This window comes from Saccharopolyspora cebuensis, assembly GCF_039542665.1.
GTDB lineage: Bacteria > Actinomycetota > Actinomycetes > Mycobacteriales > Pseudonocardiaceae > Saccharopolyspora > Saccharopolyspora cebuensis.
The window spans coordinates 269,506-285,649 of the sequence record NZ_BAABII010000003.1; the positions used below are offsets into that span (position 1 = coordinate 269,506).

Below are 16,144 nucleotides of genomic sequence, written 5' to 3' on the forward strand. Positions count from 1 at the left end.
ACCGGCACGGGCTGCGCACGGCGACCCCGACCGCCGTGCGCAGCTCATCCTTCGGGGGCGAGCGCCTCGCGGATCGGCCGCAGCTTGGCCTGCGCCTCGGCGACCTCCAGGTCCGGATCGGAATCGGCGACGATGCCGCACCCGGCGAACAGCCGGACCTCCCGGTCCCGCACCTGCGCGCAGCGCAGCGCCACGCCGAACTGGCCGTTGCCGCGCCCGTCCAGCCAGCCGACCGGCCCGGCGTAGCGGTCGCGGTCCATCCGCTCCAGCTCGTCGATCAGGCGCACCGCGGCGTCCGTCGGCGTGCCGCCGACCGCGGCCGTCGGGTGCACCGCGCCCACCATCCGCAGCAGCGAGGCGCCGGCGCGCTCGTCGAGCCGCCCCGCGAGGTCCGTGGCCAGGTGCAGGACGTTGCGCAGCGCCAGCACCTCGGGTCCGCGCACCGCCAGCTCCGCGCAGAACGGCCGCAGCCGCCGCGCCAGCGACTCGGCGGCGTAGTCGTGCTCGTGCCGGTCCTTCTCCGAAGCCCGGAGCTCGGCGGCGAGCTCCTCGGTGGTGCGACCCGGGCGCGGCCACGCGGTTCCCGCCAGGACCTGCGAGCGGATCTCGCTCCCGGTGCGTTCCAGGAGCAGTTCGGGGGTGGCGCCGACCAGGCCGTCGACCGCGAACGTCCAGCAGCTCGGGTAGCGGGCGGCGAGATCGCGCAAGAGGTAGCGCTGGTCGAGCGGCTGCGCGGTCTCCGCGATCAGGTCGTGCGCGAGCACCACCTTGGCGACCTCGGCACCGCCCCGCATCCGGTCCACGGCTTCGGCGACGGCCTCGCGGTAGTGCGCGGCGGGCGCGCTGCCCTCCCGGAAAGCGACCGCGCCGGGTGAACGCGGCGCGGCGGGCAGCACCGGGTCGGCGGTCGCTCCACCGATGGTGGTGATCCAGCGCACCCCGTCGCGCTGGCCGATCAGCACTTCGGGCACCACCAGCGCCGAACCCCCGGGGTGGTCGGCGAAGGCCAGGCTGCCGAAGGCGACTGGACCGCAGCCGGGCAGCCCGACCTCGTCGTCGACCTCGAACCGCTGGGTGAGCCGCTGCCACCACTCGTCGGCCTCGGCGAACCGGTTCGGCCCCGCGGCGTCGAACCGCGCCGCTTCGCCCCACCCGACCAGGCCGTCGCCGTCGCGCACCCAGCTCAGCGCCGGTCCTCCGGGCAGCAGCTCCACCAGGCGGGCGGCGTGCCGCGGGTCACCGGGATCGAGCCTGCGGGTGCGCGCGGTCAGCAGCCGGGAGGAAGTCGCCACACCGAAGAGGGTAGGCCGACTGGCGCGGAACGCACCGAAGCCCGAGCGGGCGCTGACGCGGCGCTGCCTACACTTGGTCGATGATGTGGCGAGCGATGCGGCGAGGCAGCACGCGGACGGCTCGGCGTCCGGAGCCCGCACCGGCGGTGCGCCCGTGAGCCGGCCGCCCGCCGACCGCGCGCGCCGGTACGGGGCGCGCGGCGTGCTCGTGCTCGGCGCACTGCTCACGATCATGGCGCTCTCGCTGATCGGCGCCTGCTTCATCAACGACCGGACCATCACCGAGTCCCGCGGGCACGCCGTGGCCGAGGTCCTCGACACCTCGCTGACCAGGACCGTGGTGCGCTTCAACACCGAAGAGGGGCGCGTCTACATCCCGCCGAACGGCGTGCTGTACCCGATGGACCTGCAGGACGGACAGCTCGTCCGCGTCGAGTACGACACCCGCAACCCCGACCTGGTGCGGGTCACCGGGCGCACCGCCGTCCTCTCGCTGCTGCCGGTGTTCAGCGCGCTCGCCGTGAGCTGGGCCGTGCTGCTGCCGGTGTACTGGCTGCTCCGCAGGTCGCGCCGCTAGCTCGTGCGGTTCGGGCGAAACGCCCGGTCCGGCCGCCGAAGTTGAGTACTTTCCCGCACGCGTCCGGGGGCGGGACCGGCGCAGACTCGATCGGAGATCCCGGGGTACCGCCCTCGTGCCGGTCACGTCGGACCGGCGGCGGCCGGGAACGGCCGAGGGGAGGGCACGGCGGACATGGGCGCACTCTGGATGCAGGTGCTCACCGCGCTGTCCGCGGGCGCCGTGTGCGCCGGGATGGTGGCGGTGGTGCTGCGGACCCGATCGGCTCCGGCTCCGGTGCCCGACGATCCCGGTCCGGCGTTCGGCGACCCGGCCGCTCCCGCGCTGCCCGACCCGTGGTCCGTCCAGGTCCAGCGCTGCGAGCAGGCCGTCCACCGCGCGCGGTGCGCGGTCGAGGCGATCTCCTCGACCTCGGCGCGGCACGCGTTGCAGGCGGTGGTGCGCCGGATGGACGCCGAACTGCCCAGCGCCCGCGCCCTCGCCGAGCTCGGCAGGGGGCTGGACCGCGGCGGACGGGCCGGGGACACCGCCGTCCTCGACCGCGTGGTGCGGCAGCTCGACGACGCCGTCGAGCGGTTCGGGGCGATCACCGGCGAGGTGCTCGACGCGGTCGTGGACCTCGTCGCCGACCGCGACCTCGACCGCTTGCACGAGCGCGTGCTCGTGCTGCGCGAGCAGTTCCCGCTGCTGCGCCCGATGTCGTCCCTCGTCGGCCCGGACCCGAGCCCCGCTGCGCCGAAGGCCCTCGTCCCGCTGGCCTGACCCACCGCGAGCACCAGACGGTGACCCCGCACGACCTGCCCGGACGGCTGCGGCCGATCGTGGGGATCGACATCGACGAGGCCGCTGGGAGCATGGAGCCGATCCACCGCGGACCGAGCTGGCCGGTCAGTCCCGCGCTCAGCTGCTCGGTGGGGTGGGAGTGGGAGCTGGGCCGATGATCGCGTTGATCCTCCGCGTCATCGCCGGTGCCGCGCTGGTGGCGGTCGCGTCGTCCCCCGAGACGCCGCCTCCGTGGCGTGCCGCCGCCGCTCTGACCGTGCTCTGCGGCGTGCTCTTCGTCCTGGGGCGGTCCCTGCTGCGCAGGTGCCGCCGGTGAGCGAAGACCCGGTGAGCCGATGTGCCACAGCTGAGCCAGCGACCCAGGGCGGTGTGCGCTCGGGCTGCGCGAGCGGCGTCAGGGTTGGGCGGTGTGCCACCAGTCGAGGACTTCGGTGGTGACGCCGGGGGCCGCGACGAGGACGCCGTCCTCGGGCAGCGACGCGGTGCGGCCCTGGCGGTCGACGACCTCGGCCCCGGCCTCGATGGCCAGCGCGAGGGCGCCCGCCACGTCCCACTCCTGGTAGGAGTCGAGCACGGCGGCCATCGCGTGCCCGAGGGCGACCTGGGCGATGGCCAGCGACGGGGAGCCGAGCAGCCGGACGCCGACCTGGGCCCGCGCGGCGCCGCTGATGAACCGGTTCATGCCCGCCCAGGGGCCGTCCTTGGTCAGCTCGGTGCAGACGATCCCGGCGCGGGTCTCGCGCTGCGCCGAGAGCTGGACCGGGACGCCGTTGGCGCGCATCCCGCGCCCCCGCGCGGCGGCGTAGATCTGCGCCCGGTACGGGTCGGCGACCACGCCGACGACGGGCCCGTGGTCGTCGATCATGGCGAGGCTGTAGGCGCACCAGGGCAACCCCGCGACGTAGTTCGCGGTGCCGTCGACGGGGTCCACCGACCAGCGGAACCCGTGGCTGCGGGCGTCGGTGGGCAGGTCGTCGAACTCCTCGCCGAAGACGGGGGTGCCGGGGAACTCCTCGGAGAGCACGCGGCGGGTGTGCCGTTCGAGGGTGCGCCCCGTGTCGGTCACCCAGTCGAACGGCGATTCGGTCGGTGCCGGGCGGGCTCCCCGGCCGGCGGTCGCGGTGATCACGTCGGCGGCGTCGTTGGCGAGCCGCCCGGCCACCTCGAAGGCGCGGGACACCAGTGCGGCGTCGATCTGCCGCGCGGGTTCGGAAGGCAGGGCCGTCATACCGCCCCAGCATGGGCGCGGTCGGTGACGGCAGCGCTACGACGAGGTGGACGACGGCGGAGATCGAGGTCACGATCACGCGCCGGTTCGGGCCTTGTTCCGGGACGCGTCGTGTGTTTCCATGCCGGGCCGCGGCGCGGAACCGCTGATCACGTGCGCACCGGAAAGGACTTCTTCGGTGGGCGTTCACGCGGCCGTCCGCTGCGCGCCGGGCTGGCTCGGGACGCTGCCCGGGTGCGCATCGCGATCGTGACGGAGAGCTTCCTGCCGCAGGTCAACGGCGTGACGAATTCGGTGCTGCGGGTGCTGGCGCACCTGCGCGAGCGCGGGGACGAGGCGCTGGTGGTCGCGCCGGGGGACGGCCCGGAGCGGTCCGAGGGGTTCCCGGTGGTCCGGCTGCCGGCGCTGGACCTGCCGGTGGTGTCGTCGCTGCCGGTGGGCCTGCCGACCGGGCGGTTGCAGCGGGCGCTGGCCGACTTCGACCCGGACGTCGTCCACCTGGCCTCGCCGTTCCTGGTGGGCGCGCGGGGGCTGGCGGCGGCGCACCGGATCGGGGCCCCGGTGGTGGCGGTGTACCAGACCGACGTCGCCGGGTTCGCCGCCTCCTACGGGCTGGGCCTGACCTCGCGGGCCGCGTGGCGGTGGCTGCGCCGGGTGCACCGCGCCGCCGACCGGACGCTGGCGCCGTCGAGCTGGGCGGTGGAGGAGCTGCGCCGCCGCGGCGTGCCCCGGGTGCACCGGTGGGGCCGCGGGGTGGACACCGCGCGCTTCGCGCCGGGGCACCGCGACGAGGCGGTGCGGGCCGAGCTGGCACCGGGCGGTGAACTGCTCGTGGGCTACGTCGGCCGGCTGGCCCCGGAGAAGCGGATCGACCGGTTGTCCGCGCTGGCCGGGATGCCGGGGGTGAAGGTGGTGGTCGTCGGCGACGGCCCGGAGCGCGCCCGGCTGGCCGGGTTGGACGCGGAGTTCCTCGGCCAGCGCACCGGCGACGAGCTGGCCCGGATCTGCGCGAGCTTCGACGTGTTCGTCCACCCGGGTCCGCACGAGACGTTCTGCCAGGCGGTGCAGGAGGCGATGGCGGCGGGCGTGCCGGTGCTGGCCCCGGACGCCGGGGGACCGCGCGACCTGGTGCGGCACGGGCGCACCGGCTACCTGCTCCCGCCGCACGACGACGCGGCGTTCGGCCGGGAGCTGCGCGCCTCGGTGTCGGCGTTGCGGGACCCGGGCCTGCGCGCCCGGCTCGGCGCGGCCGGGCGCGCGGCGGTGGCGCACCGCACCTGGCCGGCGATCTGCGACGAGCTGGTCGGCCACTACGCGGCGGTCGCCGACCCGTCGTGGCCGTTGGCCGCCTGATCCCGCGCGGCACGTACGCTGCGGGGGTGTCTCGGGCGGGATTGGACAAGGACCCACGTGCTGTCGCGACCATGTTCGACGCCGTGGCGCGCAGGTACGACCTGACCAACACGGTGCTGTCCTTCGGGCAGGACCGGGGCTGGCGCGAGCAGACCCGGCGGGCGCTGGCCCCGGCGCCGGGCGAGAAGGTGCTGGACCTGGCCGCGGGCAGCGGTGTCTCGACCGTCGAGTTCGCCCGGTCCGGCGCGTACTGCGTGGCCGCCGACTTCTCGCTGGGGATGCTGTCGGTCGGCCGCGACCGGGGCGTGCCGATGGTGGCCGCCGACGCGCTGCGGCTCCCGTTCGCCGACGGCGCCTTCGACGCCGCGACGATCTCCTTCGGGCTGCGCAACCTGGTGGACACCCGCGCCGGTCTGCGCGAACTGCTGCGCGTGGTGCGGCCGGGCGGTCGGCTGGTGGTGTGCGAGTTCTCCACGCCCACCTGGGCGCCGTTCCGCGCGGTCTACCTGAACTACCTGATGCGGGCGCTGCCGCCGATCGCCCGCGCCGTGTCGTCGAACCCGGACGCCTACGTCTACCTGGCCGAATCCATCCGCGAATGGCCCGACCAGCGCGGTCTCGCCGAGCTCATCGGCGAAGTCGGCTGGACGAAGGTGGCCTGGCGGGATCTCACCGGAGGCGTAGTAGCCCTGCACCGGGCGGTCAAGCCGTAGTTCTGTTTGTGGTCTTTTTGCGTGGCGGTGCGGGCGGCGGAACCTCGACGCGAAAAGCCCTGCCACATCACGGTGCGAAGCCGCGGCGCCGAACCCGCCAGCTCACCCGGCCACCGTCAGGCAAGCGGCGTCAGCCGCTTCCGCTTCACCCCACCCTCGCCACTGGCACCGCCGCGGGTTCTCAGCGGTCTTCTCGCGAGGACGCCCTGACGCTGTGTACGTGTTTGGTACATGAGGAAGGGCGCCCGGAGCGAGAAGCCCGCTGAGGTTCCGCCACCGGCACCGCCAAGCAAAGGGACCACGACAGGTCGATCAAGTCCAGTGGGTTTCCGGGGCTAGGGGTACTGCGCTTCGCCTGGTGTGCTCGATGGTGTCGAGGAAGGCCCGGGTCGCGGCGCTGACCGGGCGGTGCGGGTCGCGGACCACGCAGATCCGGCGGGTGACCACCGGGGAGTCCAGCGCGCGGTGGGCGAGCCCGGCGAAGCCGACCAGGGGCAGCACCAGGCCGGGCACCACGGCGACGCCGAGCCCGGCTCCGACGAGCCCCGCCACGGTCGAGATGTTGCGCGCCTCCATCGCCACCTCGGGTGCGGTCCGGGCCGCCGCGAACGCGCGGTCGGCGTGCTGCCGGATGCTGGTGGCCGGTTCGAAGGCGACGTGCGGCTCGTCGGCCAGGTCCGCCCACGCCAGCCGATCCCGGTCGGCGAAGCGGTGGTCCGCCGGGTGGACGCAGCAGAACCGGTCGGCGGCGATCGGCTGCACCAGCAGGTCGGGCAGCGGTTCGGCGGCGACCGTGACGGCGAGGTCGACCTCCCCGGAGCGCACCCGGCGCAGCACCTCGTCGGACAACCCGTCCTCGATGGACAGTTCCACGTCGGGCCGGGCGGCGCGGTGGTCGGAGATCACCGGTGGCAGCAGGATCGCCGCCAGCGAGGGCAGCGCCGCCACCCGGACCTGTCCGCGAGTGCCGGACAGGAAGCCCTCGAAGTGGTTGATCCCGGCGTCCACGGCGTCGACCATCCGCCGCGCGATGCGGCAGAACTCGGCGCCCGCGGCGGTCACCACGACGTGCCGGGTGGTGCGCTCGAACAGCGCGACGCCGACCTTGCGCTCCACCTCCCGGACGGTGCGGCTCAGCGAGGACTGGGCCAGGTGCAGCCGCTGGGCGGCGGTGGTGAAGCTGCCGCTGTCGTGCACCGCGAGCACCAGCCTGAGCTGCTGCAACGTCAGATCCATGCGCACGACGCATCAATGTATCAGCAATTCTTGCTTGACCCGCATGAGCGACCTGGATCACGGTGACCTCCGACCACGAGGAGGTGCCGATGCTGGCCGTGACGGGATTCGCGACCGTGGGCCTGTTCCTCGCGCTGGTGCTGTCGCGCCGCGTCTCGGTGCTGCTCGCGCTGACCCTGGTGCCGATCGCGGCGGCGCTGGTCGCCGGTTACGGCGACCGGCTCGGCGAGCTGATCGCCGAGGGCCTGAGCACGGTGGCGCCGGTCGCGATCATGATCACGTTCGCGGTGCTGTACTTCAGCACGATGATCGACGCCGGGCTGTTCGACCCGGCGGTGGCGCGCATCCTGCGCTGGGCCGGGGGCGACCCGCTGAAGATCACCGTGGGCACGGCGGTGCTCACCCTGCTGGTCGCGCTGGACGGCGACGGCGCGTCCACCTTCCTCATCACCGTCTCGGCGCTGCTGCCGATCTACCGGCGGCTCGGGATGCGCCGGATCGTGCTCGCCGGGGTGATCTGCCTGGCGGCCGGGGTGATGAACATGGTGCCGTGGGGCGGTCCGACGGCTCGCGCGATGGCCGCGCTGGACCTCGGCAGCGCCGAGCTGTTCCTGCCGCTGCTGCCCGCGATGGCCGCCGGGGTCGCCTGGGTGCTGGTCGCGGCGTACCTGATCGGCCGCGCCGAGCGCAGGCGGCTGGGCGTGATCACCCTGGAGGTCGCCGAGCGGCCCCGGCTCACCGGTGCGGCCCGGGTGCGGTTCTGGCTGAACCTGCTGCTGACCCTGCTGCTGGTGGCGGCGCTGCTGGCCCAGCTCGCCGAGCTGGAAGTGCTGTTCGTGCTGGGCTTCCTGGTGGCGCTGCTGATCAACCGGCCGAGCTGGCGGGCCCAGCAGGAGCTGCTCACCGAGCACGGGCACAACGTGGTGCTGGTGATCACCATGATCTTCGCCGCCGGCGTGTTCACCGGCATCCTCACCGGCACCGGGATGATCCAGGCGATGGCGGAGTCGCTGGTGGCGCTGATCCCCGCCTCGGCGGCCGGGCTGCTGCCGGTGGCCACGGCGCTCACCAGCATGCCGATGAGCCTGGTGTTCACCCCGGACGCCTACTACTTCGGCATCGTGCCGGTGCTGGCCGAGACCACCGCCGCGCTCGGCGGCGACCCGGCGGCCATCGGGCGGGCCGCGATCCTCGGCCAGATGACCACGGGTTTCCCGCTGAGCCCGCTGACCGCCTCGACGTTCATCCTGGTCGGGATGAGCGGCGTGGACCTCGGCGAGCACCAGCGGTTCATCTTCGGGTGGGCGTTCGGCACCACCCTGGTGATGACCGCCGTCGCCCTGCTGACGGGAGTGCTGTGATGCGCATCGGGTGCGGAGCCGGGTTCGCCGGGGACCGGATCGAACCGGCGGTGCGGCTCGCCGAGCGGGCCGGGCTCGACGACCTCGTGCTGGAATGCCTCGCCGAGCGGACCATCGCGCTCGGCCAGCAGCGCAGGCTGCGCGATCCGGCGGCGGGGTACGACCCGCGGCTGCGCGCCCGGTTCACCCCGTTGCTGCCGGTCGCGCTGGCCCGCGGCGTCCGGGTGGTGACGAACATGGGCGCGGCGAACCCGCTCGCCGCCGGTGCGGCCACCCGCGACCTGCTCGGCGAACTCGGCCTCGGCGGCCGGGTCGCGGTGCTCACCGGCGACGACGTGCTGGACCGGATCGACCCGCGCGCGCCCGCCCTGGAGGACGGCGTACCGCTGGCCGACCACGGCGAGCTGGTGTCGGCCAACGCCTACCTCGGCGCCGAGGAACTGCTGCCCGCGCTGGACACCGGCGCCGACGTGGTGCTCACCGGGCGGGTCGCCGACCCGGCGCTGTTCGTCGCCCCGCTGGCGCACCGGTTGGGCTGGGCGCTGGACGACTGGTCGCGGCTGGCGGCGGGCACCCTGGTCGGGCACCTGCTGGAGTGCGCCGGTCAGGTCACCGGCGGCTACTTCGCCGATCCGGGGCGCAAGGACGTGCCGGGGCTGGCCGACCTCGGCTTCCCGTTCGCCGACGTCGCCGCCGACGGCACCGCCACCATCGGCAAGCCCGAGGGCACCGGCGGCGCCGTCACCACCGCGACCGTCCGGGAGCAGCTCCTCTACGAGGTCACCGATCCGACCGGCTACCGCACGCCGGACGTGGTGCTCGACTTCCGGCAGGTGCGGGCCGAGCAGACCGGCGCCGACCGGGTGCGCATCGGCGGGGCCGTCGGCGGGCCGCGTCCCGACGAGCTCAAGGTCAGCGTCGGCTACCGCGCCGGGCACCGGGCCGAGGCGGGGATCAGCTACGCCGGACCCGGTGCGGCGGAGCGGGCGCGGCTGGCCGCCGACGTGGTGCTGGCCCGGCTCGGCGGGGCCGGGGCGCGGCTGCGCGCCGACGTGCTCGGCGGGCCGGACGAGGCGCGGCTGCGGGTCGCGGCGATGGCCCCGGACCCGGACGCCGCCGAGGTGGTCTGCCACGAGGTCGAGGCGCTCTACACCAACGGGCCCGCCGGGGGCGGCGGGGTGCGCACCGACGTCCGGGAGGTCGTCGGCGTCGTCTCCGCGATGCTGCCCCGGTCCGAGGTCGAACCCGCCGTCGAGGTGCTGGAGGTGGACCGTGCTGCTCCATGAGATCGCGCACTGCCGCGCCGGGGACAAGGGCGACACCTCGACGCTGTCGCTGTTCCCGCTGCGCGACGAGGACTACCCGCTCCTGGTCCGCGAGGTCACCGCGCGGCGGGTCCGGGAGCACCTCGCCGCCGACGTCCGGGGCGAGGTGCTGCGCTTCGAGCTCCCCGGGCTGCGCGGCCTCCAGTTCGTCTGCCGCGCGGCCCTGCACGGCGGCGTGACCACCTCGCTCGCGCTGGACACCCACGGGAAGACCCTGGGCTCCCGCCTACTCTCCCTCCCTCTTGATTGAGGTGTTGTGGTCCATTTGGCGCGCGGTGCGGGTGGCGGAACCTCAGCGGCCTTCTCGCTCCGGGCGCCCTTCCTCATGTACAAGCGCGTACACAGCGTCAGGGCGTCCTCGCGAGAAGGCCGCTGAGAACCCGCGGCGGTGCCGGTTGATCAGGTGGGGTAGTGCGGAAGCGGCTTCGCCGCTTGTCTGACGGTGGTCGGGTTCGGCGCGTGCGTGGGGCGGAAGCGGCTTCGCCGCTTGCCTGACGGTGGTTCCGTTCGCGCGTGCGTTCGGCGCGGGTGTTCCGTCCGGTTTCCGGGTGGCCGCGCAGGGTTGGTGGGGCGTCACCCGAAGTGCCCATCGGGCTGCTCCTACCTGCGACAACAGTCACCCGGGTGGCGCATTTCGCGGACTCGATCGCGTGTCGTGCGGCGCTTAGACTCAGGATTTAGTGAACTCGTTCACAAGCGGGTTCGCAAGACCGGGTCGGCACGACGGCCCGGCTCGGCAATGCACCGAACCGAGGAGTGTCATGACCAGCGCCACCAGCCGCCGCCGACCGGACGACGACGCCGACGTGATCGTCGTCGGAGCCGGTCCGGCCGGGTCGACGGCTGCGACGTACCTGGCCCGCGCGGGCCTGGACGTCCTGCTACTGGAGAAGAGCGAGTTCCCGCGCGAGAAGGTGTGCGGTGACGGCATCACCCCGCGCGGCGTCAAGCAGCTGATCGATCTGGGGATCGACACCCGCGAGGAGGCCGGGTGGCTGCAGAACCGGGGGCTGCGCGTGGTCGGCGGCGGGGTGACCCTCGAACTCGACTGGCCGTCGCTGGCGGACTTCCCGCCCTACGGCTTGGTCCGCCCGCGCAACGACTTCGACGACCTGCTCGCCGGCGCGGCGAAGTCGGCGGGCGCCCGGATGCACGAGCGCACCACCGTCACCGGCGCGATCACCGACGAGCGCACCGGGCGGATCACCGGCGTCGAGGCCAAGTCCGGGCCGGACCGCACCCCGGTCAGCTACCGGGCGCCGCTGGTGCTCGGCTGCGACGGGGTGTCGGCCCGGCTGGCGCTGTCGATGGGCATCGAGAAGCGCGAGGACCGGCCGATGGGCGTGGCGGTCCGCCGCTACTACACCAGCCCGCGGACCAAGGACGACTACCTGGAGTCGCACCTGGAGCTGTGGGACCGCTCCAACCCGGCGGACCCGAAGCTGCTGCCCGGTTACGGCTGGCTGTTCGGGATGGGCGACGGGACGGTCAACGCGGGCCTGGGCATCCTGTCCACCTCGAAGGCCTACGGCAAGACCGACTACCGGGCGCTGCTGCGCTCCTGGCTCGACGGCACGCCGGAGGAGTGGGGCTACCGGGAGGAGAACGCCGTCGGCAAGATCGGCGGCGCCGCGCTGCCGATGGGCTTCAACCGGGTGCCGCACTACCGCGACGGCCTGCTGCTGGTCGGCGACGCGGGCGGGATGGTCAACCCGTTCAACGGCGAGGGCATCGCCTACGCGATGGAGTCGGCGCGGCTGGCGGCCGAGTGCGTGGTGCACGCGCTGGCCCGCCCGGACGGCCCGTCGCGGGAGCAGGCGCTGGCCCGCTACCCGCGCGCGGTGTCCGAGGCGATGGGCGGCTACTTCCGGATGGGCAACTTGTTCAGCAAGTTGATTGGCAATCCGGTGGTCATGCGGACCGCCACCAAGCACGGTCTGCCGCGCCGCACGTTGATGCGTTTCGTGTTGAAGCTGCTGGCGAATCTCTACGACGCCAAGGACGGGGACACCATGGACCGTGTGATCAGCACCACTACTCGGCTCACCCCTAGCGCCTGAAGGCGGCGAAATGGTCAGATGACGCCGTAGTCGTGTGTGGCAACTCATAAAGTTAGGTTCGCCTCACTACTGAGCCGTCACGGTTGACCGCATAGAGTGCGCCCCGAGACCGCAGACGTGTTCCCCGTCTCGGTGGGGGCCGCTGAAGGAGGGCAGCGAGAGTGCTCGACCCGTACATCCCGTTGGTGCTGATGTTCGCGTTGGCCTTCGCCTTCGCGTTGTTCTCGGTGACCATCGCCCCTTTGGTCGGCCCCCGCCGGTACAACCGCGCCAAGCTCGACGCCTACGAGTGCGGCATCGAGCCGTCGCCGCAGCCGGTGATCGGCGGCGGCCGGATGCCGGTCGCCTACTACCTGACCGCGATGATGTTCATCCTCTTCGACATCGAGATGGTCTTCCTCTACCCGTACGCGGTGTCGGCCGACGCCCTCGGCCTGTACGGCGCCGTCGCGGTGGTCCTGTTCATCGTCACCTTCGGCATCGCCGACCTCTACATCTGGCGGCGCGGTGGCTTCGACTGGAACTAGGCGGTGCCCGCCCTGCGCGCGAATCCCCCGCGAACCCCCGGGCCCGCGGGCCCGACGAGACCCGAATCCGTCCCAGAAGCCGCACCGACGCGGGAAGGAGTGCCGAGATGGGGCTTGAGGCAAGCCTGCCGAACGGCATCCTGTTGGCCAACGTGGAGAAGCTCGTCAACTGGACCCGGAAGACGTCGATGTGGCCGGCCACCTTCGGGCTGGCCTGCTGCGCCATCGAGATGATGACCGTCGGCGGGTCCCGGTACGACTTCGCGCGCTTCGGCATGGAGCGGTTCTCCGCCACGCCCCGGCAGGCCGATCTGATGATCGTGGCCGGCCGGGTGACCAACAAGATGGCGCCGGTGCTGCGGCAGATCTACGACCAGATGCCCGAACCGCGGTGGGTGCTGGCGATGGGCGTCTGCGCCTCCACCGGCGGCATGTTCAACAACTACGCGGTGGTGCAGGGCGTGGACCACGTCGTGCCGGTGGACATGTACCTGCCGGGCTGCCCGCCCCGGCCGGAGATGCTGCTCGACGCCGTCCTCAAGCTGCACGCCAAGATCATGGACGAGCCGATCAACCCGACCCGCGCCGCGGCGAAGCTGGAAGCCGGCGAGCGGACGCCGATGATCCCGTCCTCCGAGCGCCACGCCCCGAAGAACCGGGCGCAGCGCAAGCGGGCCGAACGGCAGCAGGCCGCGCAGCGCAGGGAAATGGGTTCCACCGCGTCGCTGGGCGCCCTGGAGAGCACGCCGCGGCGCCCGGAACTCGGTTCGGCGCAGGAAACTCGGTCGGGTAGGTGAGTTCGGTTGGCACAGGACGAAACGCGGAACCAGACCACGCCGGACCCGGGTGAGCCGGGGTCCAGCGCCGAGCGGCCCCCGGGCCTGGAACCGACCGCGGCCGGTGCGCAGCCGGTGGCGGGCCGGTCCCGGCGGGGCATGTTCGGGGTCACCGGCACCGGCGACACCTCCGGGTACGGCGGGCTGCGGCTCCCCCCGCACGTCCCGGCCCGCGCCGAGCGGCCCTTCGGGGGCTGGTTCGACGACGTGGCCGACGCGCTGTTCGCCGCGCTGCACGACGCCGGGGTGCCCGACGACGCGGTGCAGCAGGTGACCATCGACCGCGGCGAGATCACCTTCTACGTCCGCGCGGAGCACCTGGTGGCGACCTGCCGCGCCTTCCGGGACGATCCGGCGCTGCGCTTCGAGCTGTGCAGCTCGGTGTCCGGTGTGGACTACGGGCCGGAGGTGCCGCAGCGGCTGCACGCGGTCTACCACCTCACCTCGATGACCTACCGCAGGCGGGTGCGGGTCGAAGTGGCGATCGACTGGCCGAACGAGGCGGGCGGGCCGCCGACGGTGCCCTCCGTCGTCGCCGTCTACCCGACGGCCGACTTCCAGGAGCGGGAGTCCTGGGACATGTTCGGCATCGTCCACGAAGGACACCCGGCGCTGACCCGGATCCTGATGCCCGACGACTGGGAGGGCCACCCGCAGCGCAAGGACTACCCGCTCGGCGGCATCCCGGTCGAGTACGAGGGCGCCGAGATCCCGCCGCCGGACCAGCGCAGGTCCTACACGTGATCGCCGCGGAGAGGTGCTGGAGATGACGACGGAAACACCGGCCGGGAGCACCGGCTTCGACCCGTACGCGACGTCCCGGGAGACCACCGAGGGCCGCGTCTACACCGTCACCGGCGGCGACTGGGACGAGTTCGTCGACGAGACCGGCGGCGAGGAGCGGGTCGTCATCAACCTGGGCCCGCAGCACCCGTCCACGCACGGCGTGCTGCGGCTGGTCCTGGAGCTGGAGGGGGAGACGGTCACCAACCTGCGGTCGGTGATCGGCTACCTGCACACCGGGATCGAGAAGAACTGCGAGTACCGCACCTGGACCCAGGGCACCACCTTCGTGACGCGGATGGACTACCTCTCGCCGCTGCACAACGAGGCGGCGTACTGCCTGGCGGTGGAGAAGCTGCTCGGCATCGAGGTGCCGAAGCGGGCCGAGGTGTCCCGGGTGCTGCTGATGGAGCTGAACCGGATCTCCTCGCACTTCGTCTTCCTGGCGACCGGGGCGATGGAGCTGGGCTCCACCACCGGCATGACCTTCGGCTTCCGCGAGCGCGAAGAGGTGCTGCACCTGCTGGAGTTCCTCACCGGGCTGCGGATGAACCACGCGTTCATCCGGCCGGGCGGCCTCGCCCAGGACCTCCCGGAGAACTTCCGGGAGCGGGTGCTGGACTTCATCAAGGTGATCGACGAACGGCTGCCGTCCTACGACAAGCTGTTCACCGGCCAGCCGATCTGGCGGCAGCGGCTCCAGGGCGTCGGCTACCTGCCGGTGGACGGGTGCCTCCAGCTCGGCATCACCGGACCGGTGCTGCGCTCGGCCGGGCTGGCCTGGGACCTGCGCAAGATCGACCCGTACTGCGGCTACGACGAGTACGAGTTCGAGGTGCCGACCAGCACCGACGCCGACTGCTTCGCCCGGTTCCTGCTGCGCGTGGAGGAGATCCGGCAGTCGCTGCGGATCATCCGGCAGTGCGTGGACCGGCTGGAGCCGGGCCCGGTGATGGTCGAGGACGCGAAGATCGCCTGGCCCGCGAAGCTGTCCATCGGCCCGGACGGCATGGGCAACTCGCTGCGGCACGTGCAGAAGATCATGGGTCAGTCCATGGAGTCGCTGATCCACCACTTCAAGCTGGTGACCGAGGGCTTCGACGTGCCGCCCGGCCAGGTGTACGTGCCGATCGAGTCGCCGCGCGGCGAGCTCGGCTACCACGTGGTCTCCGACGGCGGCACCCGCCCGATGCGGGTGCACGTGCGCGACCCCAGCTTCGTGAACCTCCAAGCGATGCCAGCGATGGCCGAAGGCGGTCTGGTGGCCGACGTGATCGCCGCGGTGGCCTCCATCGATCCGGTGATGGGCGGAGTGGACCGATGACCGAGCAGTTCGACTACACCTCGACCGAGGACGTGGTGCACCCCACCGCGGACACCGGCGCGTTCGACGAGCGGGTCCGCGCGGACGCCGACGCGATCGTCGCGCGGTACCCGGAGTCCCGGTCCGCGCTGCTGCCGCTGCTGCACCTGGTGCAGTCGGTGCAGGGCCACGTGAGCACCGAGGGCATCCAGTTCTGCGCCGACCGGCTCGCGCTGTCCACCGCCGAGGTCAGCGCGGTCGCCACGTTCTACACGATGTACAAGCGCAAGCCCTGCGGGCAGCACCTGGTCAGCGTGTGCACCAACACGATGTGCGCGCTGCTCGGCGGCGACGAGATCTACCGGCGGCTCGGCGAGCACCTCGGCGTCGGCCACGACGAGACCGCCGGGACGCCGGGCGAGCCGGGCTCGCTCACCCTGGAGCACGCCGAGTGCCTCGCCGCCTGCGACCTGGGGCCGGTGCTCCAGGTCAACTACGAGTACTACGACAACCAGACCCCGGAGCAGGCGCTGGAGCTGGTGAAGTCGTTGCAGCGCGGCGAGAAGCCGAAGCCGACCCGGGGTCCGGCGCTGACCGACTTCCGCACCGCCGAACGGCAGCTCGCCGGCTTCTTCGACGACCTGGACGCCGGCGCGGCGGGCTCGTCGGAGGCGACCGAGACCCTGCGCGGCGCGCACCTCGCCCAGCAGCGCGGCTGGACCGCGCCGGTGATGCCCGAGGACGCCCCGCTGCCGGAGACGAAGTGA

Annotated in this window: 18 protein-coding genes; 15 read left to right on the forward strand and 3 right to left on the reverse strand. The window is 73.0% G+C overall.

All coding sequences use genetic code 11. The features are described 5' to 3' along the window. Positions 1–44: 44 nt before the first annotated feature. Positions 45–1,292, reverse strand: coding sequence for an isochorismate synthase (locus ABD976_RS04105; RefSeq protein ID WP_345357324.1), 1,248 nt, complete (start codon positions 1,290–1,292; stop codon positions 45–47). A 154-nt stretch (positions 1,293–1,446) separates the two neighbouring features. On the opposite strand from ABD976_RS04105, the gene ABD976_RS04110 reads away from it, so the two are divergent. The 4 genes from ABD976_RS04110 to ABD976_RS04125 all read left to right on the forward strand — a co-directional run bounded on the left by ABD976_RS04110 (position 1,447) and on the right by ABD976_RS04125 (position 2,968). Then, complete coding sequence (locus tag ABD976_RS04110; RefSeq protein WP_345357327.1) at positions 1,447–1,869, forward strand: DUF3592 domain-containing protein; 423 nt, start codon at positions 1,447–1,449, stop codon at positions 1,867–1,869. Between the two features lie 174 nt (positions 1,870–2,043). Then, positions 2,044–2,631: a hypothetical protein gene (locus ABD976_RS04115; protein WP_345357330.1), complete on the forward strand. Its 588-nt coding sequence runs from the start codon at positions 2,044–2,046 to the stop codon at positions 2,629–2,631. 20 nt (positions 2,632–2,651) lie between these two features. Beyond that, entirely contained in the window at positions 2,652–2,810 is a 159-nt protein-coding gene (locus ABD976_RS04120; protein ID WP_345357333.1) for a hypothetical protein, read from the forward strand. Next, a complete protein-coding gene (locus ABD976_RS04125) occupies positions 2,807–2,968 on the forward strand; it encodes a hypothetical protein (protein ID WP_345357336.1) in 162 nt (53 codons plus the stop codon). Before ABD976_RS04120 ends, ABD976_RS04125 begins: the two co-directional genes overlap by 4 nt. Positions 2,969–3,046: 78 nt before the next feature. Here the strand turns inward: ABD976_RS04125 and ABD976_RS04130 are convergent, their stop codons facing one another. After that, positions 3,047–3,880, reverse strand: coding sequence for an inositol monophosphatase family protein (locus ABD976_RS04130; protein WP_345357339.1), 834 nt, complete (start codon positions 3,878–3,880; stop codon positions 3,047–3,049). Positions 3,881–4,114: 234 nt separating this feature from the next. Here ABD976_RS04130 and ABD976_RS04135 point away from each other — a divergent pair, with 234 nt between their 5' ends. Together ABD976_RS04135 and ABD976_RS04140 are read left to right on the forward strand one after the other, a co-directional pair. After that, entirely contained in the window at positions 4,115–5,233 is a 1,119-nt protein-coding gene (locus ABD976_RS04135) for a glycosyltransferase family 4 protein (protein ID WP_345357342.1), read from the forward strand. A 26-nt stretch (positions 5,234–5,259) separates the two neighbouring features. Further along, positions 5,260–5,946, forward strand: a complete 687-nt coding sequence (locus ABD976_RS04140; protein ID WP_345357345.1) for a demethylmenaquinone methyltransferase — start codon at positions 5,260–5,262, stop codon at positions 5,944–5,946. 312 nt (positions 5,947–6,258) lie between these two features. Here the strand turns inward: ABD976_RS04140 and ABD976_RS04145 are convergent, their stop codons facing one another. Next, entirely contained in the window at positions 6,259–7,188 is a 930-nt protein-coding gene (locus ABD976_RS04145) for a LysR family transcriptional regulator (protein ID WP_425570070.1), read from the reverse strand. An 83-nt stretch (positions 7,189–7,271) separates the two neighbouring features. Between ABD976_RS04145 and ABD976_RS04150 the strand changes: the two genes are divergently transcribed. The 9 genes from ABD976_RS04150 (at position 7,272) to nuoE (ending at position 16,144) form a co-directional block, all read left to right on the forward strand. Continuing rightward, positions 7,272–8,543, forward strand: coding sequence for a CitMHS family transporter (locus ABD976_RS04150; protein ID WP_345357348.1), 1,272 nt, complete (start codon positions 7,272–7,274; stop codon positions 8,541–8,543). Next, on the forward strand, positions 8,543–9,829 hold the full coding sequence (locus ABD976_RS04155; RefSeq protein WP_345357351.1) for an acyclic terpene utilization AtuA family protein: 1,287 nt from the start codon (positions 8,543–8,545) through the stop codon (positions 9,827–9,829). Before ABD976_RS04150 ends, ABD976_RS04155 begins: the two co-directional genes overlap by 1 nt. Beyond that, entirely contained in the window at positions 9,816–10,118 is a 303-nt protein-coding gene (locus ABD976_RS04160) for an AtuA-related protein (RefSeq protein WP_345357354.1), read from the forward strand. The genes ABD976_RS04155 and ABD976_RS04160 overlap by 14 nt, the downstream gene beginning before the upstream one ends. Before the next feature lie 511 nt (positions 10,119–10,629). Beyond that, entirely contained in the window at positions 10,630–11,928 is a 1,299-nt protein-coding gene (locus tag ABD976_RS04165) for a geranylgeranyl reductase family protein (RefSeq protein WP_345357357.1), read from the forward strand. A gap of 161 nt (positions 11,929–12,089) precedes the next feature. Next, the gene (locus tag ABD976_RS04170) at positions 12,090–12,455 is read left to right on the forward strand and encodes an NADH-quinone oxidoreductase subunit A (protein ID WP_345357360.1); all 366 of its coding nucleotides are present in this window, start codon (positions 12,090–12,092) and stop codon (positions 12,453–12,455) included. 107 nt (positions 12,456–12,562) lie between these two features. Further along, a complete protein-coding gene (locus ABD976_RS04175; protein WP_345357363.1) occupies positions 12,563–13,252 on the forward strand; it encodes a NuoB/complex I 20 kDa subunit family protein in 690 nt (229 codons plus the stop codon). 6 nt (positions 13,253–13,258) lie between these two features. After that, complete coding sequence (locus ABD976_RS04180) at positions 13,259–14,035, forward strand: NADH-quinone oxidoreductase subunit C (RefSeq protein ID WP_369775603.1); 777 nt, start codon at positions 13,259–13,261, stop codon at positions 14,033–14,035. 22 nt (positions 14,036–14,057) lie between these two features. Further along, positions 14,058–15,398: an NADH-quinone oxidoreductase subunit D gene (locus ABD976_RS04185; RefSeq protein ID WP_345357366.1), complete on the forward strand. Its 1,341-nt coding sequence runs from the start codon at positions 14,058–14,060 to the stop codon at positions 15,396–15,398. Next, positions 15,395–16,144: an NADH-quinone oxidoreductase subunit NuoE gene (gene nuoE, locus ABD976_RS04190; protein ID WP_345357369.1), complete on the forward strand. Its 750-nt coding sequence runs from the start codon at positions 15,395–15,397 to the stop codon at positions 16,142–16,144. Before ABD976_RS04185 ends, nuoE begins: the two co-directional genes overlap by 4 nt.

Bases quoted from the DNA above. Each gene is read 5' to 3' on its own strand.
- ABD976_RS04175 (WP_345357363.1), top strand. From the start codon at position 12,563: ATGGGGCTTGAGGCAAGCCTGCCGAACGGCATCCTGTTGGCCAACGTG.
- ABD976_RS04115 (WP_345357330.1), top strand. From the start codon at position 2,044: ATGGGCGCACTCTGGATGCAGGTGCTCACCGCGCTGTCCGCGGGCGCC.
- ABD976_RS04185 (WP_345357366.1), top strand. From the start codon at position 14,058: ATGACGACGGAAACACCGGCCGGGAGCACCGGCTTCGACCCGTACGCG.
- ABD976_RS04125 (WP_345357336.1), top strand. From the start codon at position 2,807: ATGATCGCGTTGATCCTCCGCGTCATCGCCGGTGCCGCGCTGGTGGCG.
- ABD976_RS04155 (WP_345357351.1), top strand. From the start codon at position 8,543: ATGCGCATCGGGTGCGGAGCCGGGTTCGCCGGGGACCGGATCGAACCG.
- ABD976_RS04150 (WP_345357348.1), top strand. From the start codon at position 7,272: ATGCTGGCCGTGACGGGATTCGCGACCGTGGGCCTGTTCCTCGCGCTG.
- nuoE (WP_345357369.1), top strand. From the start codon at position 15,395: ATGACCGAGCAGTTCGACTACACCTCGACCGAGGACGTGGTGCACCCC.
- ABD976_RS04130 (WP_345357339.1), bottom strand. From the start codon at position 3,880: ATGACGGCCCTGCCTTCCGAACCCGCGCGGCAGATCGACGCCGCACTG.
- ABD976_RS04165 (WP_345357357.1), top strand. From the start codon at position 10,630: ATGACCAGCGCCACCAGCCGCCGCCGACCGGACGACGACGCCGACGTG.